Annotated in this window: 25 protein-coding genes; 12 read left to right on the top strand and 13 right to left on the bottom strand. The window is 72.0% G+C overall.

All coding sequences use genetic code 11. The annotated features are described in order from the left end of the window. Positions 1-97 precede the first annotated feature (97 nt). Positions 98-2617, bottom strand: a complete 2520-nt coding sequence (locus ACFO0C_RS36325) for a helix-turn-helix transcriptional regulator (RefSeq protein WP_378071307.1) — start codon at positions 2615-2617, stop codon at positions 98-100. Positions 2618-2732: 115 nt separating this feature from the next. Between ACFO0C_RS36325 and ACFO0C_RS36320 the strand changes: the two genes are divergently transcribed. Together ACFO0C_RS36320 and ACFO0C_RS36315 are read left to right on the top strand one after the other, a co-directional pair. Beyond that, complete coding sequence (locus tag ACFO0C_RS36320) at positions 2733-3488, top strand: maleylpyruvate isomerase family mycothiol-dependent enzyme (RefSeq protein WP_378071306.1); 756 nt, start codon at positions 2733-2735, stop codon at positions 3486-3488. A 144-nt stretch (positions 3489-3632) separates the two neighbouring features. Beyond that, on the top strand, positions 3633-4454 hold the full coding sequence (locus tag ACFO0C_RS36315; RefSeq protein WP_378071305.1) for a universal stress protein: 822 nt from the start codon (positions 3633-3635) through the stop codon (positions 4452-4454). A gap of 78 nt (positions 4455-4532) precedes the next feature. Here ACFO0C_RS36315 and ACFO0C_RS36310 read toward each other — a convergent pair whose 3' ends face one another. From ACFO0C_RS36310 to ACFO0C_RS36300, 3 genes are all read right to left on the bottom strand, one after another. Beyond that, a complete protein-coding gene (locus ACFO0C_RS36310; RefSeq protein WP_378071304.1) occupies positions 4533-5219 on the bottom strand; it encodes a CBS domain-containing protein in 687 nt (228 codons plus the stop codon). 155 nt (positions 5220-5374) lie between these two features. Continuing rightward, positions 5375-5668, bottom strand: a complete 294-nt coding sequence (locus tag ACFO0C_RS36305) for a hypothetical protein (RefSeq protein WP_378071303.1) — start codon at positions 5666-5668, stop codon at positions 5375-5377. A gap of 200 nt (positions 5669-5868) precedes the next feature. Beyond that, on the bottom strand, positions 5869-6363 hold the full coding sequence (locus tag ACFO0C_RS36300) for an NUDIX domain-containing protein (RefSeq protein ID WP_378071302.1): 495 nt from the start codon (positions 6361-6363) through the stop codon (positions 5869-5871). Between the two features lie 181 nt (positions 6364-6544). Here ACFO0C_RS36300 and ACFO0C_RS36295 point away from each other — a divergent pair, with 181 nt between their 5' ends. Then, a complete protein-coding gene (locus tag ACFO0C_RS36295) occupies positions 6545-7900 on the top strand; it encodes a phenylacetate--CoA ligase family protein (RefSeq protein ID WP_378071301.1) in 1356 nt (451 codons plus the stop codon). A 1-nt stretch (position 7901) separates the two neighbouring features. Here ACFO0C_RS36295 and ACFO0C_RS36290 read toward each other — a convergent pair whose 3' ends face one another. Further along, positions 7902-9095, bottom strand: a complete 1194-nt coding sequence (locus ACFO0C_RS36290) for a serine/threonine-protein kinase (protein WP_378071300.1) — start codon at positions 9093-9095, stop codon at positions 7902-7904. Between the two features lie 193 nt (positions 9096-9288). Between ACFO0C_RS36290 and ACFO0C_RS36285 the strand changes: the two genes are divergently transcribed. Genes ACFO0C_RS36285 through ACFO0C_RS36275 form a run of 3 tightly spaced genes read left to right on the top strand, consistent with a single transcriptional unit; the run spans position 9289 to position 12280 of the window. Continuing rightward, on the top strand, positions 9289-10875 hold the full coding sequence (locus ACFO0C_RS36285; protein ID WP_378071299.1) for a heavy metal translocating P-type ATPase: 1587 nt from the start codon (positions 9289-9291) through the stop codon (positions 10873-10875). Further along, positions 10818-11477, top strand: coding sequence for a hemerythrin domain-containing protein (locus tag ACFO0C_RS36280; RefSeq protein WP_378071298.1), 660 nt, complete (start codon positions 10818-10820; stop codon positions 11475-11477). Before ACFO0C_RS36285 ends, ACFO0C_RS36280 begins: the two co-directional genes overlap by 58 nt. A 2-nt stretch (positions 11478-11479) precedes the next feature. Further along, a complete protein-coding gene (locus ACFO0C_RS36275; RefSeq protein ID WP_378071297.1) occupies positions 11480-12280 on the top strand; it encodes a universal stress protein in 801 nt (266 codons plus the stop codon). Here the strand turns inward: ACFO0C_RS36275 and ACFO0C_RS36270 are convergent. Beyond that, positions 12271-12771, bottom strand: coding sequence for a hypothetical protein (locus ACFO0C_RS36270; protein ID WP_378071296.1), 501 nt, complete (start codon positions 12769-12771; stop codon positions 12271-12273). The genes ACFO0C_RS36275 and ACFO0C_RS36270 overlap by 10 nt on opposite strands. Before the next feature lie 95 nt (positions 12772-12866). Between ACFO0C_RS36270 and ACFO0C_RS36265 the strand changes: the two genes are divergently transcribed. Beyond that, positions 12867-13241 carry a hypothetical protein gene (locus tag ACFO0C_RS36265; RefSeq protein ID WP_378071295.1) on the top strand — a complete coding sequence of 125 codons (375 nt, stop codon included), beginning with the start codon at positions 12867-12869 and terminating at the stop codon, positions 13239-13241. Positions 13242-13286: 45 nt separating this feature from the next. Here ACFO0C_RS36265 and ACFO0C_RS36260 read toward each other — a convergent pair whose 3' ends face one another. Next, positions 13287-13925, bottom strand: a complete 639-nt coding sequence (locus tag ACFO0C_RS36260; protein ID WP_378071294.1) for a hypothetical protein — start codon at positions 13923-13925, stop codon at positions 13287-13289. Positions 13926-14176: 251 nt separating this feature from the next. On the opposite strand from ACFO0C_RS36260, the gene ACFO0C_RS36255 reads away from it, so the two are divergent. Beyond that, positions 14177-14494, top strand: a complete 318-nt coding sequence (locus ACFO0C_RS36255) for a TraR/DksA family transcriptional regulator (protein ID WP_378071293.1) — start codon at positions 14177-14179, stop codon at positions 14492-14494. A gap of 5 nt (positions 14495-14499) precedes the next feature. Then, positions 14500-15192 (top strand): rod shape-determining protein, encoded by a 693-nt coding sequence (locus ACFO0C_RS36250; RefSeq protein ID WP_378071518.1) that lies wholly within the window; start codon positions 14500-14502, stop codon positions 15190-15192. Here the strand turns inward: ACFO0C_RS36250 and ACFO0C_RS36245 are convergent. After that, positions 15158-16168 carry a hypothetical protein gene (locus ACFO0C_RS36245; protein WP_378071292.1) on the bottom strand — a complete coding sequence of 337 codons (1011 nt, stop codon included), beginning with the start codon at positions 16166-16168 and terminating at the stop codon, positions 15158-15160. The two genes, ACFO0C_RS36250 and ACFO0C_RS36245, sit on opposite strands and share 35 nt — an antisense overlap. Positions 16169-16326: 158 nt before the next feature. On the opposite strand from ACFO0C_RS36245, the gene ACFO0C_RS36240 reads away from it, so the two are divergent. Further along, on the top strand, positions 16327-17667 hold the full coding sequence (locus ACFO0C_RS36240) for a hypothetical protein (RefSeq protein ID WP_378071291.1): 1341 nt from the start codon (positions 16327-16329) through the stop codon (positions 17665-17667). Further along, a complete protein-coding gene (locus tag ACFO0C_RS36235; RefSeq protein ID WP_378071290.1) occupies positions 17664-19136 on the top strand; it encodes a Dyp-type peroxidase in 1473 nt (490 codons plus the stop codon). Before ACFO0C_RS36240 ends, ACFO0C_RS36235 begins: the two co-directional genes overlap by 4 nt. On the opposite strand, the gene ACFO0C_RS36230 is transcribed toward ACFO0C_RS36235, so the two are convergent. Together ACFO0C_RS36230 and ACFO0C_RS36225 are read right to left on the bottom strand one after the other, a co-directional pair. Further along, complete coding sequence (locus tag ACFO0C_RS36230) at positions 19081-19866, bottom strand: class I SAM-dependent methyltransferase (RefSeq protein WP_378071289.1); 786 nt, start codon at positions 19864-19866, stop codon at positions 19081-19083. The genes ACFO0C_RS36235 and ACFO0C_RS36230 overlap by 56 nt on opposite strands. Continuing rightward, positions 19866-21104, bottom strand: a complete 1239-nt coding sequence (locus tag ACFO0C_RS36225) for a glycosyltransferase family 39 protein (RefSeq protein ID WP_378071288.1) — start codon at positions 21102-21104, stop codon at positions 19866-19868. Before ACFO0C_RS36225 ends, ACFO0C_RS36230 begins: the two co-directional genes overlap by 1 nt. A 208-nt stretch (positions 21105-21312) precedes the next feature. Between ACFO0C_RS36225 and ACFO0C_RS36220 the strand changes: the two genes are divergently transcribed. After that, positions 21313-21933, top strand: coding sequence for a hypothetical protein (locus tag ACFO0C_RS36220; RefSeq protein ID WP_378071287.1), 621 nt, complete (start codon positions 21313-21315; stop codon positions 21931-21933). A 5-nt stretch (positions 21934-21938) separates the two neighbouring features. On the opposite strand, the gene ACFO0C_RS36215 is transcribed toward ACFO0C_RS36220, so the two are convergent. Genes ACFO0C_RS36215 through ACFO0C_RS36205 form a run of 3 tightly spaced genes read right to left on the bottom strand, consistent with a single transcriptional unit; the run spans position 21939 to position 24821 of the window. Next, positions 21939-22160 (bottom strand): DNA-binding protein, encoded by a 222-nt coding sequence (locus ACFO0C_RS36215; protein ID WP_378071286.1) that lies wholly within the window; start codon positions 22158-22160, stop codon positions 21939-21941. A gap of 43 nt (positions 22161-22203) precedes the next feature. Beyond that, the gene (locus tag ACFO0C_RS36210) at positions 22204-23358 is read right to left on the bottom strand and encodes a zinc-binding dehydrogenase (RefSeq protein ID WP_378071285.1); all 1155 of its coding nucleotides are present in this window, start codon (positions 23356-23358) and stop codon (positions 22204-22206) included. Next, positions 23355-24821 carry a flavin-containing monooxygenase gene (locus ACFO0C_RS36205; protein ID WP_378071284.1) on the bottom strand — a complete coding sequence of 489 codons (1467 nt, stop codon included), beginning with the start codon at positions 24819-24821 and terminating at the stop codon, positions 23355-23357. Before ACFO0C_RS36205 ends, ACFO0C_RS36210 begins: the two co-directional genes overlap by 4 nt. Positions 24822-24828: the final 7 nt, after the last annotated feature.

The raw sequence follows: 24828 nt of genomic DNA, 5'->3' as shown, positions 1-24828 counted from the left end.
GGGCATCGGGGTGTCCCCCGTGGTATAGGGGGTGCGCTAGGGGATCCACAGTCTCGTGTCCGAGATCCAACTCAGAGACCAGCCGAACGGCGGTCGATCAGGCGTCGAGCAGCTCCCGCAACATGGCCAGGAGCTCGGCCCGGGTGTTCGCGCCGAGCTTCGCCCGGATCCGCGCCACGTGGTGTTCGACGGTCTTCGGCGAGATGTAGAGCTGCGCCCCGATCTCCCGGTGGGTGCTGCCGGCGAGCACCAGCCGGGCCACCGTCACCTCACGGTCGGACAGGCCACCCCCGCCGGGGCCTTCGGCCTCCGGTTCGGACAGTTCGCGGGCACGTTCCAGCAGGCGGCGGGCGGCATTGGCATCAGTGGTACGGATGGCCGCCTGCCCCGCCAGCCGGGACGCCTCCCAGGGCAGTTCCGCCGCGTGCAGATCCTCGGTGGCGGCCACGACCGCCTCCAGCTCGACGACACCGGCCAGCACCTCGGCCCACCGCTGCGCGGCGACCGCCCGCGCCCCCGACCGCCCCGTCCGGGCCGCAACGTCGGACAGGCGCTCGGCGACCTCGGTGGCAGCGGTCGCGTCGTCGGCGGCGACGGCCGTCTGCAGATGGATCCAGTCGAGGGCGGTCTGCCAGGCGGTCGGGCGGCCCAACCCGGCGACGGCCCGGTCCAGGAGGTCGAGCACCGGTTCGACCCGGCTGAGGCGCCGCAGACGGGCGGCCGCCACGGCGAGTTCCTCGACGGCTTCGAGCTGCCACAGGTCGACGGCCCGGCGCGCCAGCAGCGGCTCGACCCCGGCCCAGGCGTCCCGCAGTCCCGCGATGTCCCCCCGCCGCCGGGCGATCCCCGCGGCGATCGCGGCCCGGAGCAGCCGGTCCCGCCCCTGCCCCGGCCCGACCGACCGCCGCAGCTCGTCGAGCGCGGTGTCGTAGCGGCCGGCCCGCATCCGGGCCCAGGCCAGCAGCAGCCGGTGCCGTTCCTCGGCGACCGGCCCGCCGATCCCGGCGACGCGGGCCCGCTCCAGCAGGTGCTCGGCGGTCGCGACGTCCCCCGCGGCCACCGCCACGACAGCACCGATCGCATGTGGCGTATCCGGCGGCACCACCTGGAGCGCGCTCCGCTCGACGGCCTCCGCGGCTTCGATGAGCAGCGGCAGCGCCTGTTCGGGTTCTCCGGCGGCGAGGGCCCCTTCGGCGAACCGCACCAGAGCAGCGGGACCCCTGCCCGCCGACTCCCCACCGGTCGCTCCTCCCACCGGCCCTCCACCGGCCGCTCCACCCACCGGGCCCCCTGCGAGCAGTGCGTATCCCTCGGCGGCACGGCCGGTGCCGACCAGGAACGGGACGGCCAGCAGCGGGCCGGGGGCGGGAGCGGTCAGGAACAGGTCGGCGGCCCGGGTGGCCCGGCCCTCGTGAGCGGCCACCGCGCCCGCGACCAGGGCCAGGCGGGCCACCTGGTCCGGCAGGGGTGCCGCCGCCGGTCCGGCCGGATCACCGAACGTGGAACCGTCCACGTCGAACGGCAACCCGAGCAGGACACTCGACTCGGCCCGGCCCGCGGCCAGACCTGACGGATCACCGCCCGAGTCGGTCGCGTCGTCGTACCAGCCGAGGGCCGTCGTGGGATCGGAGAACCGCAACCGCTCCGCTGCCTCGCGATAGACGGCGGCCGCGGCCGGTGTCGCCGCCCGTGCCGCCCGCAGTTGCCCGGCCGCCGCCACCGGATCGATCCCGGCGGCTGTCATCGCACCGGCGACCGCGTCGTGGATCCGCCGCCGCTCCGCCGCGGGAAGCTCCACCAGCACGGCCTCAGCGAACGCCGGAATCATCAGCTCGCCACCCGGAACCCGGCTGCCCGGAACCCCGCTGCCCGAAAACCCGCCGCCCGGAAACCCACCACCCGAAAACCCACCACCCGGAACCCCGCCGCCCGAAAACCCGCCGCCCGGAACCCCGCTGCTCGGTGGTGCGCTGCTCGGTGGTGCGCCGGGCGTGGCGGGTGCCAGCAGGCCCTCGTCGCGCAGCGCCCGCATCACCGGGGCGAGATCGCCCACATCGATGGCGCAGGCCGCGGCGACCAGGTGATCGGTGAGGTCGAGACGCAGCGCGAGCACCCGGGCGACGGTGACGGTGACGGCGTCCAGAACCGCGAACCGGCGCTGCACCCGGGCCAGCAGCGCCGGCGGGACGCTCCCGGGCGCCGGCGCGAGTGCGACCGCGACCACCGGCAGGCCGGACGACGCCGTGAACACCGCGTCGGCCACTTCGGGCGAGACCGGCCGGCCGGTCACCGTGGCGACCAGCCGGGCCACCGCGTCCCGGTCCAGCGGGGTGATCAGCTCAACGCCACCGGCGGAGGCGGCCTCGTCGAGTTCGGCCAGTTCGGGTCCGTCGATCGTGGGCCGCCGGGCGATCACCATCGGCGTCCCGGCCCGGCAGGCCGCGGCCAGCAGCTTCAGGGACGACGGGTCGAGACGGTGGGCATCGTCGACGATGACCAGCTGATCCGTGGGAACGGGCGGCGCGGCGAACCAGCAGACCGGCCCGGTCACGGCCGCGCCGATCATGCGGAGCCGATGGGTACGCCCGGAGCCGTCCACCCCCACAACGACTGTCACGCCCGTCCACCGCCGCCCGCGAGAGGGGTGTGTGTCCTATGTCGCCGAAGACTCTACGCGCCGAACCCCGATTAATTCGCTGTCCGATTCCCGAACGTGGTGGTAGACAGCCACGGTGTCAACGAACCTTGATTTCCCCGACGTGCTCCGTCTGATCGACGAGCGCTCGGCCGCTTTCCGTGCCGTGATCGGCGCCGCGCCCACCCTCGGCGTGCCGGTGCCGTCCTGCCCGGACTGGACGCTCGCCGACCTGGCGCAGCACATCGGCAACGGCCGGCACCGCTGGGCCACCACCGTCGCCGCCGGGCCCGCCGACGCTCCCCCGGACCCGTCGACCTGGGGCACCTCGGACGCACCCGAAGACCGTGCGGAGCTGCTGGCCTGGCTGGCCGAGGCGACCCGGCGCCTGCTGGACGCGCTGCGCGAGGCCGGCCCCGACGCGGCCTGCTGGACGTGGTGGGGCGGGTCGCAGGCACCGCAGACCGCCGGCGCCGTGGCCCGGCACCAGCTGCAGGAACTGGCCGTCCACACGTACGACGCGCAGCTCGCCGTGGGCGACGCCCAGCCGCTGCCTACCGAGGTGGCGCTGGACGGTGTCGACGAGTTCCTGACCACCTGTGTCGCCTGGTCGAGCCCGTGGCCGAACGAGCCGGCGATCGTCGACTACCGCACCACCGAGGGGCCGTCCTGGCGTCTGCACCTGACTCCCGAGGGCGCCCGCGTCGACCAGCTTCCCGCGGCGGCCGGCGTCACGGCCGAGGGTTCGGCGAGTGAGCTGGTGCTGGCCTTCTACGACCGCAGCCCGCTGGAGGCTCTCAAGATCGACGGCGACCGGCGCGTCCTCGACCAGCTGATCGCCTGGGAGCCGTAGGGGGCCGGCGGCATCGAGGACCCGCGCTTCCTGCTCGTCGACTTCCTGGTCGACGAAGTGACAGGCCGTTCGGCCCTGGCCGGTCACCCGTCCGGAAACCTAGCGTGGAGGCTGGACAAACCGGACAGCCCCGGAGGTGCGGACATGAACGCCTCGTCAGTGACACCGGTCGTCGCCGGAGTCAGCGGGTCGGCGGCCAGCCTGCGCGCGGTCGAGGTGGCCGCCCGCGAAGCCGGCATGCGCGGGCTTCCGTTGCGGCTGGTGCACGCCCTGCAGTACCGGTCCGGCGTGATCGACGCGGCCCGCGGAGCCGGTGACCTGCTGCGAGAGGCACGGGCCACCGCGCTGGCGGCCGCGGCCGGCCTGTGGACCACCGTCGAACTGATCGAAGGCGATCCGGTGACCGGGTTGCTGCGCCTGTCCCGGCGTTCCGCGCTCACCGTCATCGGCGACGGCCGTCTGGACGATCAGGTCTGCCTGCCGCGCGAGGCGACAGCGGTGCAGGTGACAGCGCGGGCGTACGGCCACGTGCTCGTCGTCCGCGCGGCGCCACCTCCGGAGGGACCGGTGCTGGTCGGGGTCAGCGGATCCACGATGTCGGCGCCGGTCCTCGAACACGCCTTCGACGCAGCCGCCCGGCGTGGTGTCGACCTGCACGTCGTCCACGTCGGCGAGGTGTCCCATCGGGCGCACGTGCTCGAGGACGTGATCGCCTCACGGGCCCTGGCCTACGGGGTCGTCGCCCGGCTCGACGTGGTGCCCGGCGACCCGACGGCGGTGCTGCGGCGCCGGTCCCGGGACGCGTCACTGGTCGTCGTGGGGGCGCGCGGCGAGTTGCCGTACCACGGATTGCTCGGCTCGGTGACCCAGACGCTCCTGCATCATGCCCGCGGCCCGGTCGTCGTGGTCCGCACCCCGCGCACCGCGCCGGTCCAGCGCGCCGCCGAGCTGGTGCGTCTCGCCTGACATTCCCTACGGTTCGGGCCTCCGGTTCGGAGGCCCGAACACCTTTCGTCGGTCATGCCGCGTTCGCAGGTCGCTTGATCAGGCCACGAAATATGCGGGTGCCGGGTCGGCCAGGTCGTGGTCGTCGACGTCGAAGGCGATCCGCGAGTCGACGAAGACCACGCCGGCGACCAACCGGACCAGGCGCTCGGCGAGGACCGCTGTGGACCAGCGTTCGACCCGGCCGGTGAGCGTCACCTGGCCGCGCTCGACGGCCGCACCGACGTTGCCGTCACGTTCGGTGAGGGTGGCCTCCTGAACCGCCGCCCGCACGTCGACGAGGATGTCGTCGTCGTGACGCAGGTGCTCCTTCAGCAGATCGCTGCGGCTGACGATGCCGATCAGCCTGCCGAGCAGGTCCTCCACCGGAAGCTGCTTGACGTTCGCCTCGTCCATGCGGCGTGCGGCCGTCCGGATCCCGGTCGTCGCCAGCACCACCTCGGCGGGCGCGGTCATCAGCTCGCCGGCGGTCAACGCCCCGGCCTTGCGCCGGGCGGCCCGTCCACGGATCTCGAACCATTGCGGCCGGTCCGCACCCGCATACTCGATCTTACGAAGCAGGTCCGACTCGGACACCACCCCGAGCACCCGCCGGTCGGCGTCGACCACCGGCACCGCATTGATCCGGTACGCCGCCAGCAGGGCGACCACCTCCCGGTAGGGTGTCGCCGGGCCGACCGTGACGACATCCGCGGTCATCACGTCACTGACATGCCAGATCCTCATCTTCGATCCCTCCGACACCGACGCTAGGTGCACACCGGTCAGGTCCGGCAGGACGCAACGACCCGCCTCGGCAGGACCATCGGCCACCCACCCCGCGACCATCCGCCCGGCGCACCCCGCCCCGGCGCACCACCGGCTCGACGCGAAGGCCGGTGTCAGGAGTCGGGGGTGGCTGGGGACTGGAGAGGGTGGGACCGGGCGTCGCGCGCGGCCAGTGCGGCCATCTCGGCCCGGTAGTCGTCGCGGCTGATCCGGCCGGAGCGCAGTTCGCCCAGCAGGTCCCGCTCGGGCTCGGGGGCCGCGGGTGGGGGCAGGTCGAGTAGCGGGGCCAGGCACGGGTCGGGGTGAGTCGGGAGCGGCGTGGGCGGGCGGTCGACGAGCGACAGGGCGATCAGGCCCACGACTTTCATCACCAGGATCACGGCGAACATCACCAGCACGGCAGCCATGACGATCAGGCCCGGTGGTGGCGGATCGTGGCGGATCGGGTTCGATCGGACATCACGGCACCTCCGATGAAGGCCGGGACACCGGCAACGTCCGCCGATGTCTCCGGACTCCATGTCACCACGCGAACGCCCGCAGTGATAGGGCTTATCAGCTCTGCTTCCGCACGTTTCGAGGCACCATCCGCGATCGACGTGCCGGGTCAGAGGCCCAGCGGGATCGGGTGGTCGGGTGGCGGCGCGGTGAGGAGTGCGGTCAAGGGTGTGGTGAGGTCGCGCGGGGAGAACAGCTCGGAACCGGCGTAGGCGGCGATGTCCGTGACGCGCCACCAGCGGAAACCGGCAAGGTGCTCGCCCGCGAGCTGGTCGTCGGTCAGGTCGCCTCGAGGCTGGAAGTGGCCCGTCCGGACCAGGAAGTAGTCGTTGATGATGCCCGGTGCGCGGCCGGCGGCCATGACCGTCTGGTGCCAGACGTGCGGCGGCTCGGTGGTGATCACCAAGCCGATCTCCTCGCGCAACTCACGGCGCAGGGCCGTCAGGCTGTCCTCGCCGGGTTCGATGCCGCCGCCGGGGGCCGACCAGACGGCCGTCGCCTGTTCCGGCACCACCGGGTGGGGAGGGACGAACCGGCACAACAGGATCCGGTCGTCCTCGTCGAGAATGATCGCGCGGACGGCACGGCGCAGCTCAGGCGTCACGACACGACAGACAGGACGAGAGGCGGGACGACCGATGGCACGGCGACGTGGTCGATGATCGGCACCGCGGGAGGCTATCAACTCCGGATCCGCCACGACGGCGCCGGAAGCTGATTCGCCGGAGAACGGGGCCGGGCCGGGAAACCGAGCATGCTGCCCGGCTGGGTTTAATGTGACTTTCATGCAGGTGCTGGAGTTGTTCCGGGACGTGGTCGCGAGTGTGCCGGCCTATCCGCTGTTCCTTCGCGAGCAGGGCGTCGACCCGGCCACGGTGACCGATCCCGATCAGATCCCGCTGATGACCAAGCAGGATTATCACCAGCGTTTCGGCCTGCCGGAGCGGTGTCGTGGCGGGCGGCTGGACGCGGCCGCGATGGTCGCGGTGTCGTCCGGTTCGTCGGGGCGGCCGACGGTGTGGCCGCGGACGATCGGCGACGAGGACGCGGTGACGGCACGGTTCGAGCAGGTTTTCCGGGACGGGTTCCGGGCGGGTGAGCGCAGCACCCTCGCCGTGGTGTGTTTCGCGCTCGGCAACTGGGTCGGTGGCATGTACACGGTGGCGGCGTGCCGGCGGCTTCCGGTGACGGTCGCGGCGCCGGGCAACGACATCGACGAGATCCTGCGGGTCGTCGGTGAGCTGGGCGGCCATTTCGAGCAGACGGTGCTGCTGGGTTATCCGCCGTTCGTGAAGAACGTCATCGACGCCGGGGTGGCCCGCGGGGTCGACTGGGCGGCGCTGCACGTGAAGCTGGTGCTGGCCGGTGAGGTGTTCAGCGAGCAGTGGCGTGACCTGGTCGCCGCCAGGGCCGGGATCGGCGATCCCGAGACGGATGTGGCGTCTCTCTACGGCACGGCCGATGCGGGGGTTCTGGGCAACGAGACCCCTTTGAGCGTACGGACGAGGCGTTTCCTCGCCACCCGGCCCGATGTCGCCGCCGAGATCTTCGGTGAGTCCCGCCTGCCGACGCTGGTGCAGTACGACCCGGCGGCCCGCAGGTTCGAGACGGCGCCGGACGGGACGCTGGTGTTCAGTGCCGACGGCACGGTTCCGCTGGTCCGCTACCACATCGCCGACGACGGTGGTGTGCTGCCGAAGGCGGATCTGGTCGCCCGGTGCCGGGAGCACGGCTTCGATCCGGGCGACGGGCCGGACCTCCCGTTCGTCTACGTGTTCGGACGTTCCCTGTTCACGGTGTCGTTCTTCGGCGCGAACGTGTATCCGGAGAACGTCACCGTCGGCCTGGAACGCGCCGACATCAGCGCCTGGTCGACCGGCCGGTTCGTGCTGAGCACCGTCGAGGACGAGGACCGCGACCGGCATCTGTCCGTCGTCGTCGAACTGGCGCCGGGCGCCGAGGGCACTCCCGAGCGGGTGCGGGCCGCCGCCGACTCGATCCGGGCCGAGCTGCTGCGGCTCAACAGCGAGTTCGCCCACTACGTGCCGGCCGGTTACCGGACACCACGGGTCGAGCTGCGGCCCGCCGACGACCCGGAGTACTTCCCCCGCGGCGTGAAACACCGGTACACACGCCGGTAGGTCAGTCGGCGATCTGCTCCAGCCCGGTCAGCAGCGTGGCGTACCCGGCGTCGGTGATCGTGCCGTCGCGGTGCAGGTCGTCGAAGTCGGCCCGGAGTGCGGCGGTCTTCACCGCGAGCCGGTTGGCGCCGCCGCGGCCCGAGTCGAGGTCGGCGAGTTTGCGGCGCAGCTTGCGGGCGTCCTTGTCGGGCAGGGTGTCGATCACGGTCCGGACGGCGGTGAGCGGGTCCGTCGGGCGGCGCTCGGGGGTGGCGCTCGCCGTCGGCACGGCCCGGGGTCCGGGCTGCGCCGTCACCGGAGGTGGTGGCGGTGCCGACGACGGCGGTGCCGACGACGCGACCGAAAAGACGACGACCGACAGGGCCACCGTGATGATCACCGGCCAGCGCCGGAATCCGGCCGGCGCCGCCGTGTCCAGGGACTCCAGCGCGGCACGGACGTCGGCCGGGGTGTCCGGACGATCAGCGGGATACTTCGCGAGCAGGGCGGACACGAGCCGGTCGAGGTCGGGTGGGACGTCCGGGCGCACCGCGGACACCGGTTCCGGGGCCCGTTCCAGGTGCTGCCAGACGACCCGGTCCTCGTCGTCACCGTGGAACGGCGGGCGGCCCGCCAGCATCTCGTGGAGGACACAGCCGAGGCCGTAGAGGTCGGTGCGCGCGTCCACAGTGCTGCCGGTGACCTGCTCCGGTGCCATGTACCTGCTGGTGCCGACCATCCGCGTCGAGCCGCCGACACCGCCCGCGAGCCGGGCGATCCCGAAGTCGCACACCTTCACCCCGCCGCCGGGGTCGAGCAGGATGTTCGCGGGTTTCACGTCGCGGTGCACGATCCCGGCAGCGGCGGCCGCTTCGAGGGCGGCGCACACTCCGATCGCCGTCCGGACCGCCTCGGTCACCGTCATCGGGCCGGTCCTGAGCCGTTCCGCGAGGCTGTGGCCGTCGACCAGCTCCATCACCAGATACCGGACATCGTCGTCGGTGCCGACGTCGTGAACGGCCACGATGTTCGGGTGTGACAGCGCGGCGATGGTCCGGGCCTCGCGTTCGAAACGGGCGGGGCCGCCACGGAGCAGCACCTTGACCGCCACGTCACGACGGAGCCGGCGGTCGAAACCCTGCCAGACCTCGGCCATTCCGCCGCGCCCGAGGGGCTCCCGCAATTCGTAACGATCACTGAGTACGCGCCGGGCCACCGAGCCACCCTGGCACAGGTCTCCGCCCGGGCACCCCGTCTGTCCCCCGCCCGGGGGTCCCCGCCGGGCGAGGGGAATCTACCGTTCGGGCAGCTCGGACGAGGGGTGAACACGTTCGGGCGGGTCTTTCGGCCCTGCCGGATCGGAGGGGTTTGCCCCACGGTGGAGACGTCACGAGTGTCGGGAGGATCGCATGCGGCGGGAGCAGGGCCTGTTCGCGGCGACGGCGGTGCTGTCGCTGGGCGGGCTGGTCACGGAACGGCTCTGGGTGGCGGCGACGATCGTCGGGCTCGGCAGTTCGACGGTGACGCTGCTGGGCGCGATCCGCCGCCGGGAGCCGAGCGTCGACGTCATCGCGTGGCTGGCGCTGGCCGGCGCCCTGTGGATCGGCCAGCCCCTGGCCGGTGCGGTGATCGCGGTGATGCTGGCCGGCGGCGCCCTGCTGGAGGCCCACGCGCAGGCACGGGCCCGCCGTGAGCTGAGCGCCCTGGCCGGACGGGCTCCACGATATGCGCGCCGGGACACGCCGACCGGGCCGGTGGAGATCCCGGCCGGTGCGGTGGTCGCCGGTGACCGGCTGGTGGTCGGTTCCGGTGAGATCGTGCCGGTGGACGGGCGACTGTCCGGGCCGGCGGTGCTGGACGAGTCGGCGCTGACCGGGGAGCCGGTTCCGGTGGAGCGGCGGGCCGGTGAGGACGTGCGCAGCGGTGTGGTCAACGCCGGGTCGCCGTTCCGGATGACGGCGACGTCCAGCGCGGAGGCGTCGACCTACGCCGGGGTGGTGCGGCTGGTGGCGCAGGCGCGGGCGGGGAGCGCGTCGTTCGTACGCCTGGCTGATCGTCTGGCTGTCGTCTTCGTGCCGTTGACGCTGCTGGTGGCCGGGCTCGCGTGGGCGGTGAGCGGCGATCCGGTGCGTGCGGTGGCGGTGCTGGTGGTGGCCACGCCGTGCCCGCTGCTGCTGGCCGCGCCGATCGCGTTCGTGTCCGGCATCTCCCGGGCGGCCCGATGTGGTGTCGTGGTGAAGGGCGGTGGCGCGCTGGAGCGGCTGGCCGCGGGCCGGGTCCTGCTGATCGACAAGACCGGGACGCTCACCGCCGGGCGGCCGCGGGTGACCGATGTGGTGGTCGTGCCGGGCGGGCCGCTGCCGGCCGGTGAGGTGCTGCGGCTGGCGGCGAGTGTCGAGCAGAGTTCCGCGCATGTGCTGGCCGGGGCGATCGTGACCGCCGCACACGATCGGGGGCTGCGCCCGGCCGCCGCGGACGAGGTGCGGGAGCGGCACGGTCACGGGATCGAGGGGGTCGTCGACGGCCGGCGGGTGCGGCTGGGCCGCGGGCCGGGGTCGATGGTGGTGCTGGTGACGGTCGACGGCGTACCGGCGGGGGTGTTGCGTCTGGAGGATCCACTGCGCCCGCAGGGGCCGCGGATGGTCCGGGCCCTGCGTGACGCCGGGATCAGGCGGGTGGTGCTGGTGACCGGCGATCACGGCGACACCGCGGAGGCGGTCGGCCGGTTCGTCGGCGTCGACACGGTGCACGCCGGCTGCGACCCGGCCGGGAAACTCGCGCTGGTCCGCGCCGAGCGGCAGCCGACCATCATGGTCGGTGACGGGGTGAACGACGCTCCGGCACTGGCCGCCGCCGGAGTGGGCGTGGCGCTCGCGGCCCGGGGGATGACGGCGTCGGCCGAGGCCGCNNNGCCGAGGCCGCCGACGTGGTGCTCACCGTGGACCGCGTCGACGTGCTGGCCGACGCGATCCTCATCGCCCGCCGCAGCCGGCTGATCGCCCGGTGGTCGGTGGCGGCCGGGATGGGCCTGTCGGTGGTGGCGATGCTGGCGGCCGCCGCGGGACTGCTGCCGCCGGTGGCGGGCGCCCTGGTGCAGGAGGGCATCGACCTGGGGGCGATCGCGATCGCGATGACGGCCCTGATCCCGGGACGCTCGCACACGGTGACGCTGCGGGCGGACGACGTGGCGACGGCACGGCGGCTGTTCGCCGAGCACCGGGAGATGCTGCCGCTGGTCGAGCGGGTACGGGCGGTCGCCGACGGGCTGGACGTGCCGCCGTACGACCTGGGCCCGCTCCGGATCCTGCTGGACGATCTGCGGGACCGGCTGCTGGCGCACGAGCGGGCCGAGGAGGCCGAACTGTTGCCGATCATGGCTCGGGCGCTCGGTGGCTCCGAGGTGACGAGCGGGCTGAGCCGTACCCATGCGGAGATCGAATTCCAGGTCGGCCGGCTCAGCCGGCTCACGACCGGTGCGAACGAACCGGACGTCATCGACGTGCGGCGATTGCTGTACGGGCTCTACGCCATCCTGCGCCTGCACAATGCACAGGAGGAGGAAGGCGCGTTCAGTCTGGTTCCGGGAGGGGAATCCTAGTCATGCGCAAGATCGTGGTCGGGTACGACGGGTCGGCGTATTCGCGGGCGGCACTGCTGTGGGCACGGGACGAGGCGGTGCGGACCGGTGCACCGGTCGAGGTGCTGCACGCCGACGAGTGGCCGGCGACGGCACCACCGATGGTGCCGCTACCGCTGTTGCGGCCGGACCGGACGGTGACCGACGTCATCGACGAGACCCTGGACCGCGCGGTCGCCACGGTCCGCAAGACGCATCCGGCGGTCGAGGTGACGACCCGTGCGGTACGCGGGCACGCCGCCACAGCCCTGATCGACCGTTCCCGGGACGCCCGCCTGATCGTGCTCGGTGGCCACGGGCACAGTGTCGTGGCCGGGCTGCTCGGTTCGGTGATCTCGGCGGTCAGCGCGCACGCCGCCTGCCCGGTCGTGGTGGTCCGCGGCGTACCCGAGCCGGACGCCCCGGTGGTCGCCGGAGCCGACGGTTCCGCGCTGACGTTGCCGGTGCTGACGTTCGCCGCCGAGCAGGCCACCGCCCGGAAGGTGCCGCTGCGGGTGATCCGGGCCGTGCCCGACCAGGACACTCCGGATGCCCCGCTGGCGGTGGTCCGCGGGCGGTTCCGGGGCCTGACCATCCAGGCCGAGGACACGCTGGAGCATCCGGCGGCGGCACTGGCCCGGGCGAGCGCCGCCGCGCAGTTGCTGGTGGTGGGCAGCCGCGGGGGGGGTGCGGTGACCGGGCTGCTGCTGGGCTCGATCAGTCAGCACATGCTGCGGCACTCGGCGTGCACTGTCGCCGTGGTGCACCGCGACCCTCACGCGTAGGTGTTCGCGCCGCACACCGAGTAGACGGTCCGGTAGCTCCAGGTCTCGCCGGTGTCCGCGTCGCCGACGGTCAGGTCGAGGTGGCACTCGTTGGGGCGCAACAGGCGGCGCACCACCACATAACTGTCGTCACGGACGGTGAACGACGACCCGTCGCGACCACCGACCGTCCACACCCGGTAGGCGGCCTCGGCGGCACGTGCCGTGGCCACGCAATGTCCCGACGCGGCGCCGGTGGCCAGCGACAGGATGCTGAGGATCCGGTCGCGCAAGGCGATGGCCCCGAGCGCCCGGAGACCGCCGTAACTGAGGAAGGCGACGTTGCCCGCACACCATCCGATCGCTTTCCGGTTGGTGTGGAGGATGTCGATCGCGACGTCGGACCAGCGACTCGCGGCATAGGTGTGCCCGGACGCCCGGGCGGGTACGGGCCCGGCGATCACCAGGCACGATGCCACGAACAGAGCCGTGGCGGCGGTACGGATTCGCATGAGGAGATGGTGGCCCGCCGGGGCCAGCGGCGGGTAGCACTCGGACGGGTGTCAGCTGATCCAGCCATGTTGCGTTCGTCGATAGGATCGCGCGCATGAAGGGGTGGGGATTGCTCGTGTTCGGTGCCGGGGTGGGCGCGCTCGGCGGCGCCTTGACCGGCCGCGTTTCGATCCCGGTCGCGATCGGCGGTGTCGTGGCGGGCCTGATCCTGATCATGCTCGGCAGCCGCCCACGCACGGGTTCCCTGATTGACGACGCCAGGTCCCCAGCCACGGCCACCCGTGTCGGCGCCGGTCCCAGTCCCCGGAAGGCGGACCGGCCCACACTGGCCGGGCTCGGCAATCGCGTCGAGGACATCCTGCGCCTCGCCGAGGAGCAGGCCGCCGACCACCGCGCCGAGGCGAAACGTGACGCCGACGCGATCATCGCCGCCGCCCACGCCGAGGCCCAGCGCATCAACCCACAGTGACGCCCGCTGCTGGCAGCCCTGGGCCGCGACCCTGCCTGGACCTGATCACAAGGCGGACGGATGGGCCCGGCCGATGAGCCGCAGTTCCACGATCTTGTTCACAACCGGGTACCCGTTCACCATCGTTCCGCCGCTGTGGGCATGGACATGCGCTGTCAGTCGCTGCCGAAGGAGTTCCCGGTCGGCCGGTTCGGTCCCGGCCCACGTCTGCTGGACCAGCTCGAAATAGCGACCGTAGTCGCTGCCGCCACCGAGGGCGAGCCGGTCGAGGACAGGGAACAGCCGCGGAGCGATGAAGTGCGACAACTTCGACGGAAACACCCCGGAACTGCCGGCGGTCGGCTTGATCCTGGCGGCGAGATCCGGGAGTGCCCTGACGTCGTCCCAGCTCACGGTGGTGATGTCGGCGCCGAGCCGGGGAAGGATCACGTCCTGCCAGACGGTGACCAGCGCGGCGTGATTCTCCTCGAACCGACGCCGGAGATCCTCGAAGGTCGAGCCACGCGTGGCCCGCCAGCGGAAGAGGTGGCGCAGGGTGTCCTCCCACCAGGGCGGGCCGAACGTGCCGTCGGTCTTCGACTGCCGCGCGGTGTAGAAGGAGTTGTGCAGATCCTGGGGCCACCGGGGCCGGGTCTTCCAGAAGGCCAGGCCGTCATCGAACTCCCGCAACGGGTCACCGGTCATCCGCGCACGATACCGGGGCCGCCGTACGCGAAACCGTTTGGCAGGCCGGGAAGGGCGGCCTATGGTGTTCGGATGCTTCCGGTGAGGTCGTGCGCGCCTGCCGTCACTGCGGTGACGGTGGTCGACGCTGCCCACCAGCCGGTGGCCGCACCGGATGGTCGCGGCCCACCGGTGGAGGCGTTTGCATCCGTAACGACCGCCGAGGGCGAAGCTCACCAGCTTCGGCCTTTTTTGTTGTCCGGAGGAGTCCCGTGAGTACCGACACAGGCCACAGCGAAGCCGTGGTGCACGCCGCGCTGACCGAGGAGCTGGACCGGCAGACCGCCCGGCTCAAGGAACTGACCGAAATGAGCGCCGATACCGGAGATCCCGGCGAATCACATACCCAGGATGCGCTTCTCGCCGCGACGCGACGTAGCGTGGAGCAGGTGACCGGGGCGCTGCGGCGGATAGCCGACGGCGTCTACGGCCACTGCGAGGGGTGCGCGGGGGCGATCCCGGCGGCGCGGCTGGAAATTCTGCCGCACGCGCGGTTCTGTGTTCCGTGCCAGCAGAAGCAGGTTGGGTGACGAAAATGGCGTCCGCGATCGCTGTCGACCTCGGCAGTGGCATCGCAGGTGTGTGGACCGCTCAGCAGGGTGTGGTCAGCGGCCGGTGCGACAGCGCCGGCACGCTGATCCGCCGGGGCCGGGTCGTCGACTTCGACGGTTGTGTGGCGATGCTGTCGCACCTGGTCGGTAGGTTCGCGCTGCCGGTGCCGTCCGGTGGGGTGGTCGTGGCGTGCCGGCCGGTGCTCGCGTCCGGCGACGATCAGGAGACGACGCGCCGGGTGCTGAAGGCGGTGTTCGAGCCGTCGCGGCTGCTGCTGATCGACAGTGTGCGGGCAGCCGCGATCGGTGCCGGGGAGACGGCCGGGGTGTTACTGGTCGCCGATGTCGGTGCCGAGCTGACCGAGGTCGCCGTTCTGGATCACGGCCGGGTCGTCGAGGCCCGGCGCAGTGAGATCGGCACCCGCGATCTGACCAGCGACGTCACCGTCGACGTGATCGGCGACCGGATCGCCGCGCACGTCGACAGCCTGGACGTCGACTCACCGGAGAACGGGTTGCTGCTGGTCGGCGACGGTGCTCTGCATCCGGGGCTGGTCGAGGCGGTCTCGGCGCGGGTGGGCCTGCGGGTGCATCTGGCCGCCGATCCGGGGACGGCGGCGCTCAACGGGGCCGGCAAGGCCGCTATGTCATTGCTGCGACATCCCGGCGCCCGGTGAAGGCCGGTGCACTGCGTTGCGGGTGCAGCTGCGCCGCGTGACCGGTCAGCGCGGTCGCGGTGATGTGCAGTTCGCCGAGCCAGTCGGCGCTGTCGAACGCGGTCCGGTAATGAGCCGCGCACCCGCACAGGTGGCGGTGGAAGGCGGCCCCGAGCCGCCGGTGGTACTGCCCGAGGAGATCCGCGGCGGGCTTCCCGTCGCGGATCTCGCGCAGCATGGCCACGGCGAGGATCGCGGTCCGCACCGCGTGGCCGACCCCTGATCCGCTGACCGGGTCGAGGCGCAGGACGGCACCGCCGATGTGGATGCGCCCGGGTTCGGCCCGCTGCCGCGCCAGCCACGGCGCCGCCGACCCGACGGTGACCCGCCCGGGTGGTTCCGTGACCCACTCGTCGAGACCGGTTTCGGCCAGTTCGTCGGCGAGGAAACCCTCAGGATCATCCGGCGGTACGGGCGTCGCCGCCCGGACGAGACCACGCCCGTCGCCGAGCGGCACGAGGTGGATCCAGCTCCGCCCGGTGGTGGCGGTCCGGCTGATCCCGCCGTCCGCCGAGCGCACGTGACCGGCGAGCAGCACCCGGCGCCCGACCGGCGGGTTGCTGGCGGGCCGTGACGAGGCGTGGACCGTCCAGTCGGCGGGCTGCTGCTCCGCGGCCCGTCGCACCTCGGGCGGCAGCCGCTGTTCCAGTGTGGAGCACAGCTCCGGCCCGTCGACCACGACCGCGGCCGCCGCCACCTCGACCGGTGCGGCGTCGCTCCCCCACCGGACCCAACGGCCGGTGAGCCGGTGCGCACCGCCGACCAGCCCCGGATCCTCCCAGACGTCGGTGAGCAGCCGGATCGTCGCCGCGTTGAGCACGAGTTCCGCGGGTGGCGCCGGCGGTGGCGCCGGTTCGGTGAGGGTCACCGGGAACCCGTCGCGGGCCAGCAGCAGCGCGCAGGTCAGCGCGGCCGGCCCGGACCCTTGGACGGACACCCGGTTGATCATGGAGGGAAACTACGATCCACGGCCCTGATCACTGAGGGCTACTGTGGACAAGTCACCACTTCGGGTGGTTTAAAACTTGGCCCCCATGGGGTGAGGTCATGGCGTGCCGCCGGGATCGGGCCGCCGGAACGTCCAGGATTTCCGTCATGGGCTCGACTTTCGCACCGCCGGCCAACGTCGGCGATCTCGATGAGACACAACTCCAGGCCTGGTCGGCGGTCGTCTCGGCCTGGCTCGACACGGCGGTGGCCGAGCGGGCCGGCGGACGTTTCTTCAACCCGGCACGGACGCCTCCGACGAGCACCGTGAAGGAACGGAAGATCGTCTGGGACGCGTTCCCCCGGGTGATCACGGTGCGCAACCAGGGTGACCGGCAGGCCGCCCGGGCCGCCGCCGACGAGCCCGACGATCTGGGCCCGATGTTCCAGGTCCGCAACGGCCGCGAGGAGAGGGTGGTCCTCCCCTTCCGCCGCCACGACGAGTACTGCGAGTGGTTCGCCGACCGGGACACGACCACCGGCCGCACCCGCCGGTACGTGTTCACGTGCGAGGGCCCGGAGTACTGGCAGTTCATCGCGGGCGGCACGGCGGCGGTCGCGAACCCGTCCCAGGTGCCGGCCACGCACCGGGTCGGCGGTGACCGTGAACTGCTGCTGAGTCTCTACCAGGAGCTGGTCGGCCCCGAGGTGCGCGAGGAGGACCTGTTCCACCGGTCCGACGTGTACTCGCGGGTCGGCGGCCAGCGGCGGCTCGAACGGCGTGCCGGGCAGTACAACCCGAACAACAAGTGGAACACCACGCACGGGATCGTCCACCTGACCCACCCGTCGAACACCCTCACCGCGGAGATCTTCCTCGGTGCCGACGCCACCATCCCGCGCGTCGACGCCAACGGTGAGCCGGTGACCGACGCGGCGCGGCTGATCTGCTGTGCCGCATACGGCGAACCGAACCGGTCCAGTGACCCGACGATCGGCGCCCATGTCAACGACCTGGTCCGGGCCGGTCTCACGGTGTCCCTGCGCGACCCGATCGGCCTCTACCTGGACGGCATCGACACGTCCGCGCTCAGCGGCCCGCAGGGTGAGGACGTCAGCGACTGGTGGCGGCCGGTGCGCGGCAGCGGCCGGATGGTCCTGCGCGCCGAGTTCGCCCCGCCGGCCGGTGCCACGATCGGGCTGGAGGACATCCTGGTCAACGGCGTACCCCTGACCCGGGCCGGGCAGCTGGCCGAGCTGATCACGATGGCGCTCTACGGCATCGGTTTCGACGCCGGCAACGGGGCGCCCGAGGCGTCCGACTGCGCCGGGCACGGCTGCTCCGACATCGGCAACCCGGACCTGCTGACCATCGTCGGCGCCGGCTCGGCCTGCCCGGACGGCTGGACGGACGCGTTCCCCGAGACCGTGACGCCGATCGTCACCGCCATCGCACCCATCCTCCCGGCCGGCCGCCGCATGACGCATCCGATCGGCACACCGCGATGACCGCCACCGTCCCGGCGGCCCGGCATGCGGTCGACGCGACGAACGAACCGCTGTTGGAGCTGGACGAGATCCAGGCCCACATCGTGCCCGGCTTCCCGGACACCCATCAGCGGTTCGTCGGCCTGCGCCTGCCCGACGGCGACGGACAGGCGGCCGCGGCCCGGGCCATGCTGGCCACGCTGACACCGATGGTCACGCCGGCCCGGGCCGGTCTGCGGCACCGGTCGCGGCGCCGCGCGCTGGGTCCCGGCCACGACGGTGTCTCGGTGGCGGTCGCCCTGTCCTCGCGCTGCCTGCGGGTGCTGGGTCAGCCCGGCCTCGCCATGATCGACGAGGCGTTCGGCGCCGGCATGGGCAAACGGTCCGGCCTGCTGGATCCGGCGAAGGAGGGCTGGGAGGTCGGTGCGCCCGGCGCCGAACTCGACATCCTGATCATCCTGGCCGGCGACGACGAGAGCCGGCTCGCCGAGGCCGAGGCGCCGCTGCTGGCGCCCGGTCACGGGCTGACGGTCTCGCACCGGCAGACGGCGTACCGGCTGCCCGGCGACATCGAGCACTTCGGGTTCCGGGACGGGATCAGCCAGCCCAGCCTGCGGGGCCGGGTCGACGCCGCCACCCCGCTGGCGGCGCGGCAGCCGATGCCGGCGATGCGGGACGGGCGCGCCTACGCCCGTCCCGGCGACGTGCTGGTGTGGCCGGGCCAGTTCCTGTTCGGGCAGCCCACCCAGAGCGACTCGTCGACGACCCGGCCGGGCGCGCCGCGCACCGATCCGGCTCTGGCCCGCAACGGGTCTCTGCTGGTCTACCGCAAGCTGGCCCAGGACGTGGCGGCGTTCCGCGGCGACACCGCGGCGATGGCGGCGGCACTGCCGGTCGATGCCGGGACGCTGCGCGCCTGGCTGGTCGGCCGTCGGCCGGACGGATCGCCGCTGGTCCGCGACGAGACCGATCCCAGCCCGGCCGAGATCAACCATTTCGGGTATGACAACGACGCGCCCCCGATCGGTGAGGTCCGGGGTGCACGGGCCGACGCCGACGGCGGACGGTGCCCGCTGGCGGCGCACATCCGCAAGGTCAACCCACGTGACCAGGAGACCGATCAGGGCAGCCAGGAAAACACGCTGACCATGATGATCCTGCGCCGGGGCATCACCTACGGCCCGCTGTACGACGAGGATCCGGCGGCCGACCGTGGCCTGCTGTTCCTGTGCTACCAGACCGACATCGACCGCCAGTTCGAGACGCTGGCCCGGCGCTGGGCCAACAAGTCCGACGAACGCCCGTCACCCGGGGTGCCGAACGGGCTCGACATGATCATCGGCCGGACCCGGGGACCACGGGAGGCCCCGCTACCGGGTGGTCACGTCTCCACCATGATCGACTACGTGATCCCGAAGGGCGGTGCCTACCTGTTCACACCGTCGATCCCGGCACTGCGAGCGCTGTCCGGCGTGCCAGATGGACGATGATGTCGGCGGTCAGGGCGACGGTCTCCGGCAGGGCCTGCTCGATCCCGCGGAACACCAGATCACGCGTCTCCGGCGGTAACTCGAGATAGGCCGAGACCGTGGAGAGGTGGCCGACGAAATCGGCGGCGCTCACGGTCAGCCGCCGCTCGATCGTGTGCTGCTCCACGTCGGTGAACAATGGTGAGCGCACGAGTTCCGTACCCGGCCATTGCATCGCCTGCTCCGGAGCCGTCCCGTCCGGTGACGGCACCTCGTCACTTTCCAGGAACGGCGCGCGGGCCGCCCGCACGGCCTCCTCCACCACCGGATCGGCCAGCTGTATCGGCCCGCCGAACGACGCGACGACACCGCCCGGCGTCAGCCAACCGGCGATCCGCTCCCACCGGCCGGCCGGGCGCGTCCAATGCAGCGCGGCCGCCACGAAGAACAAATCGAACACTTCCTCGGTACGGACGTTCTCGAACGCCGCCAACTCGGTGGAAACGGTGTCCGGCACGTGTTTGCGCAACTCGGCGAGCATCCCCGCGTCGGGCTCGGTGGCGGTCACGGCGATCCCGTGAGCGGCGAAGAGGCGGGTGGCCTTGCCGGTCCCGGCGCCGATCTCCAGCGCACGCTCCAGCGGGCGGTCCGCATACCCCGCCACCAGGGTGAAAAGCTCCTCCGGATAGCCCGGCCGGAACCGCTCGTAGGATTCCGCGACGGCCCCGAATGTCAGCGCGCGAATGGACATCAGATGGCCTGGCCGGAGATGAACGGCAGCCATCCCGCATACCACCCGGACAGCAGGGCGATCGCGCCCAGCACGATACCGATGTCGCGATTGGAGAAACGGGCCAGCACGATCGCCGGAACCAGCAGCACCGGGAACGTCGGCAGCAGATGCCGCCCGGCCATCGACATGTGCGTGTGCGACAGGATCGCCAGTCCCAGCATCGCCGCCGCGAAAACGGTCAGCTGCCACGGCGCCCGCGGAACGAGCAACGCGAACATCACGAGGAACGCGACCAGCATGATCAGTGACAGCACCCGGATCGGCTTGTCGGCGTTGTCGCCGTCGACGCCGAGCAGAATGTCGGTCGACATGTTCCACGTGTTCTCGCCGTAGTCGATCCAGGCCCCGAACGTACTGTCGTGGATGCTCGTGTATTTCTCGAAACTGCCGAGCCGGGACGACGCGAACGCGAAATAGGCGAGCAGCCCGGCCGGGGCCAGCACGATCGCCGCGTACGGCCGCCAGCCGCCACGCCGGGTGACGACAGCGACGAGCGCCGCGAGACCCACGGCGCCGATGAGGGCGGTCGCGGTCGGCCGGCTGAGGCCACTCACCCCGGCGAGCGCCCCGGCGATCAACCATCGTTCCTTGAGTACGGCGTACAGCGCCCAGGCTGCCAGAGCGGTGAACAGCGACTCGGTGAACGCCCCGTTCTGTGTCATCGCGGCCGGTGCCACCGCCCACACGGCCACCAGCAGGACGCCGACCCGATGCCCGCGGACGTGCCGGCCGATCGCGTAGAGACCCCAGGCGGCGGCGATGGCCGACACGAACGACACGAACAGGCAGGCGGCGACCGGCGAGACGAACGGGAGGAACGTCAGCGGCCGCGCCAGGAACGGGTAGAGCGGGAAGAACGCGAGCCGCAGCTCGTAGGGCACCCCGTCCTCGTCGACCGCCCCGACCGGCCCACCCAGGCCACTGCCGGCGATCTTCGTATACCAACGACCGTCCCAGGAGATGAGCGCGTCCCAGATCGAGGTGAACCCGCGCCACTGGTTGCCGATCGTCCCGTCCGGGTACACGTTGCGCCCCGGATCGAGGGCATGCGCATGGGTGGCCAGCACATACATGACTTCGAGACTGATCAGGCGCAACAGCATGTACAGCCCGATGGCCGGTGCGGCGGCCACCGCGGAGGCGCGCAGCCGCGCCATCGGACCGACCGGGGTCGCGGGTACCGGGTTGTCGCTCACCGCTCTGTCCGCGCGGGCCGACGCTACGTCAGAAATGGGGACGTCCCTCCTACCAACAGCGCCCTGCGCATCGAACGGATTCGCTGCCCGAGGCTAACGCATCCGGCCGCATCCGGGCAGCTGATGGCGGCTCCGGCACACTACCGTGCCACGCCCTGGGACGGGCGAGGTGAAATGATGGGCGGGCGGAATTGTTCGTCACGGAGGTGTGCTCATTCCAGGCCTGATACGGGTCGTTCCGACCGAGCGCTGGCAGCTCGCCCTGGAGTTCTCGTCCGGGGAGAGGCGGGTCCTCGACTGCTCGGTGGCCCGGTTGCAGCGGGAGCGGCCGGACCGGGACTGGACGGCGCTGGCCTCGCCGGAGAGGTTCAAGCATCTCGACTTCGACGCCGACCGGGTGTGGTGGCCCGGCGGCAAGGTGCTGGACGCCGGTTACCTGTTCACCGCGTCCAGTCCGCTGACCGGCCGCGACCTGGAGAATCAGTTGCTGCGGGTCGCCTACCGCAATCAGGCGCCGACGCCGGACCACCCGACGCATCACGTCTACTACGTGTGTGTCGTGCCCTTCGGGTCACGCCCGTTCCTGCTCGGCGAGTCGATCAACGGCGGGCACGGCGAGATGGGCGGCTCGACGTCACTCGATCTGGCCGGGCTGCGGGCCTGGCGCGGCTGGAAAGACCATTTCGAGCTGTCCGGGTGCGGCTGGGCGGTCCCCCTGATCGGCGCCGACGAGCGGTCCAGCGTCGACGCCGTGATCCGCGGGGTGTGCCGGCGCGCGGACACCCCGGACTCCGACGTCGTCTCCTACGACTGGAAGAAGCGCCGGTAGACCGGTTACTCCGCGGCGAGGGCGGCCCGGCGGTGGGCCCGCCAGGCCTCGACCTCGTCGGCCAGCCAGACCTTGCCCTGGGCCAGGTTGGCGATCGGCGTGGGGAAGTCGGTGCGGCTCGTCAGCTGGTAGACCCGCTGCCTGCTGATGTTGCCGAAACGCAGGCGGATCTCGTGGGCGCCGACCAGTCGGATGGAGTTGCGGTCTAGACCCGTGACTGTAGACATGAGTCTAGTATGCGCGACTAGCTGTCTCCTGCCAACAAGAACGCTACGCCGGGCGGGCCGGGTCGATCAGGATCTTCGCGTGATGGTCGGCCCTGGCCAGCTCGTCGAATGCCTCGGCCACCCCGTCCAGCCCGACGACACCGGTCAGCAGTGGCCGCGGGTCGATGCGGCGGCGGGCCATCATGTGCAGCGCCTCGCGGAACTCGACCGGGTCGTAACAGAAGGAGAACCGCAGGTCGACCTCCTTGTTGCTGGCCATCGTGGGGCGGAACGTGTCCGGTTGCATGCACACGCCGACGACCACGATCCGGGACCGGAACGGCGCGTGGGTGACGATGTCCTCGATGACGCCGGGCAGGCCGACACACTCGAACACGACGGCGCCCCGCGGTCCGGCGCCGAGACGCCCGGCGGCCCGCATCACCGTCCACCACGGCACGCCGGGCACCTTCTGCAGGTCACCCAACGCGGTGATGCCGGCGCCGTAGAGGTCGGTCGCCGACGTGACCAGCCCACGGTCACCCTCGATCACCGACCACGGCGACCGCACGGACGGGTCGACGACGACGTCGGCGCCGCAGGTCCGGGCCAGCGCCCGGCGCCCCTCGGTGAAGTCGCTGGCGACCACCCGCCGTACCCCCGCCGCTTTGAGCATCAGGATGACGGCGAGGCCGATCGGACCGCACCCGATGACCACCGCGGTGTCGCCCTTGGTGAGGTCGCCGCGCCGGACCGCGTGATGGGCCACCGCGAGGGGTTCGGTGAGGGCCGCGAGGCCCGGCTCGACGCCGGCGGGCACCGGCATGGTGGTGTCCTCGGAGACGAGCAGATATTCCGCGTACGCCCCCGGCGCGTGCTCGGACATGCCGGTCATGTGCACGTCGTCACCGTGCCTGATCAGCGGCAACGAGACGACGAGTTGCCCGGGCCGCCACCGCCGCCGGCAGCCGGGACCGTATTCGTCGACGGTTCCGGCGAACTCGTGACCCATCACGACGCGGTGCGAGCGGCGCATGAAGTCCGGGTAGCCGACCTCGGCGGCGACGTCCGCGCTGACCTCGGCGTCGTGGCGGACGTGCAGGTCGGAGCCGCAGATCCCGGTACGGCTCACCCGCAGCCGCACCTGCCCGGGACCCGGCACCGGCAGTGGCACCTCGGTGACCTCGAGATTCCCGTCGTGGACGACGACCGCCCTCATACCTGGGCCTCCCTACGGACGCGGGTCCAGTGCAGCCCGTCCTCGAGTGAGGTGCGGTTGGTGGCCCACACGTCGAGGAACACGTTCTGCCGGAACGCCCACGGATAGTGCCGCCCGGCTCGGGGCATGATGTCGGCCGCACGCGCCAGGTAGCCCGACTGCATGTCCATGAACGGCCCGGTCGGCCCCAGGTCGGCGGGCACCACCGGCACGACCACGTCGTTGCCGGTGTCGAGGAGCCGGCGCAGCACCCGGGCCACGAGCCGGGCGGTGACGTCGGCGCGGACCGTCCACGACAGGTTGATGTAGCCGATGCACACCGCGAAGTTGGGCAGCCCGCTGAGCAGTGCACCGTGGTAGGTACACGACTGCGACACGTCGACGGGCGTGCCGTCGAGGGTGACGGCGACACCGCCGAGCAGTTTGATACGCAGGCCGGTCGCGGTCACCACGATGTCGGCCTCGACCACGTCACCGTCGGCCATCCGCAGGCCCTCGGGCACGAACCGGTCGATGTGGCCGGTCACGACCGAGGCGTCACCCGCGCGGACCGACCGGTACAGATCACCGTCGGGCGCGATGCACATCCGCTGCTCCCACGGGTTGTAGGGCGGCCGGAAATGCCGGTCGACGATGCCGGCGTCGCCGACCTCGGCGACGGCACCCTTGCGCAGCAGCGCACGCATGCCGTCCGGGAAACGGCGGCACGCCTGGAACAGCGCCCATTGGATCGCGGTGTTCTTGCCGCGGGCGATCCGGTGCGCGGTTCCCAGCGGCAGAAACCTCTTCAGGGTACGGGCGATCGCGTCCACCCTCGGCTGTGCCAGGACATAGCTGGGCGTGCGCTGGACCATGGTCACGTGGGCGGCGTCGCCCGCCATGGCCGGCACCACGGTGACCGCGGTGGCCCCCGATCCGATCACCGCCACGCGCTTGCCGGCGTAGTCGAGGCCGGCCGGCCAGAACTGCGGGTGCACGATGGTCCCGGCGAAGTCCTCGGTGCCCGCGAACCCGGGATCGTGCGGGTTCTCGTAGTCGTAGTACCCGGTGCAGCCGACCAGGAACCGGGTCACGTAGGTGACGGTCTCGCCGGCGCGTTCGGCGGTCACCGTCCAGCGGGCGGTGCCGCTCGACCAGTCGGCGGCGAGCACGCGGGTCCCGTACACGATGTGCTCGTCGATCTTGAATTGCCGTGCGGTGTCCTCGACGTAGGCGAGCAGTTCGTCGCCGTCGACGATCGAACGCTCCCCCTGCCAGGGCCGGAACGGGAACGACAGGGTGTAGATGTCGGAGTCGGAGCGGACGCCCGGGTAGCGGAACAGGTCCCAGGTGCCGCCGAGCCGGTCACGGGCCTCGACGATGGTGACGTCGAGTTCCGGGCAGCGTTCCCGGATGCGGTAGGCGACATCGATCCCGGAGATCCCAGCGCCGACGATGAGCACGTCGACGTGCGTTTCCGACATGGCGGCC

Origin of the sequence: Actinoplanes subglobosus (assembly GCF_042650585.1) — a bacterium.
Taxonomy (GTDB): domain Bacteria; phylum Actinomycetota; class Actinomycetes; order Mycobacteriales; family Micromonosporaceae; genus Actinoplanes; species Actinoplanes subglobosus.
Note: the sequence above shows the minus strand (reverse complement) of the source record. Positions and strands in the feature narration are given on the sequence as shown.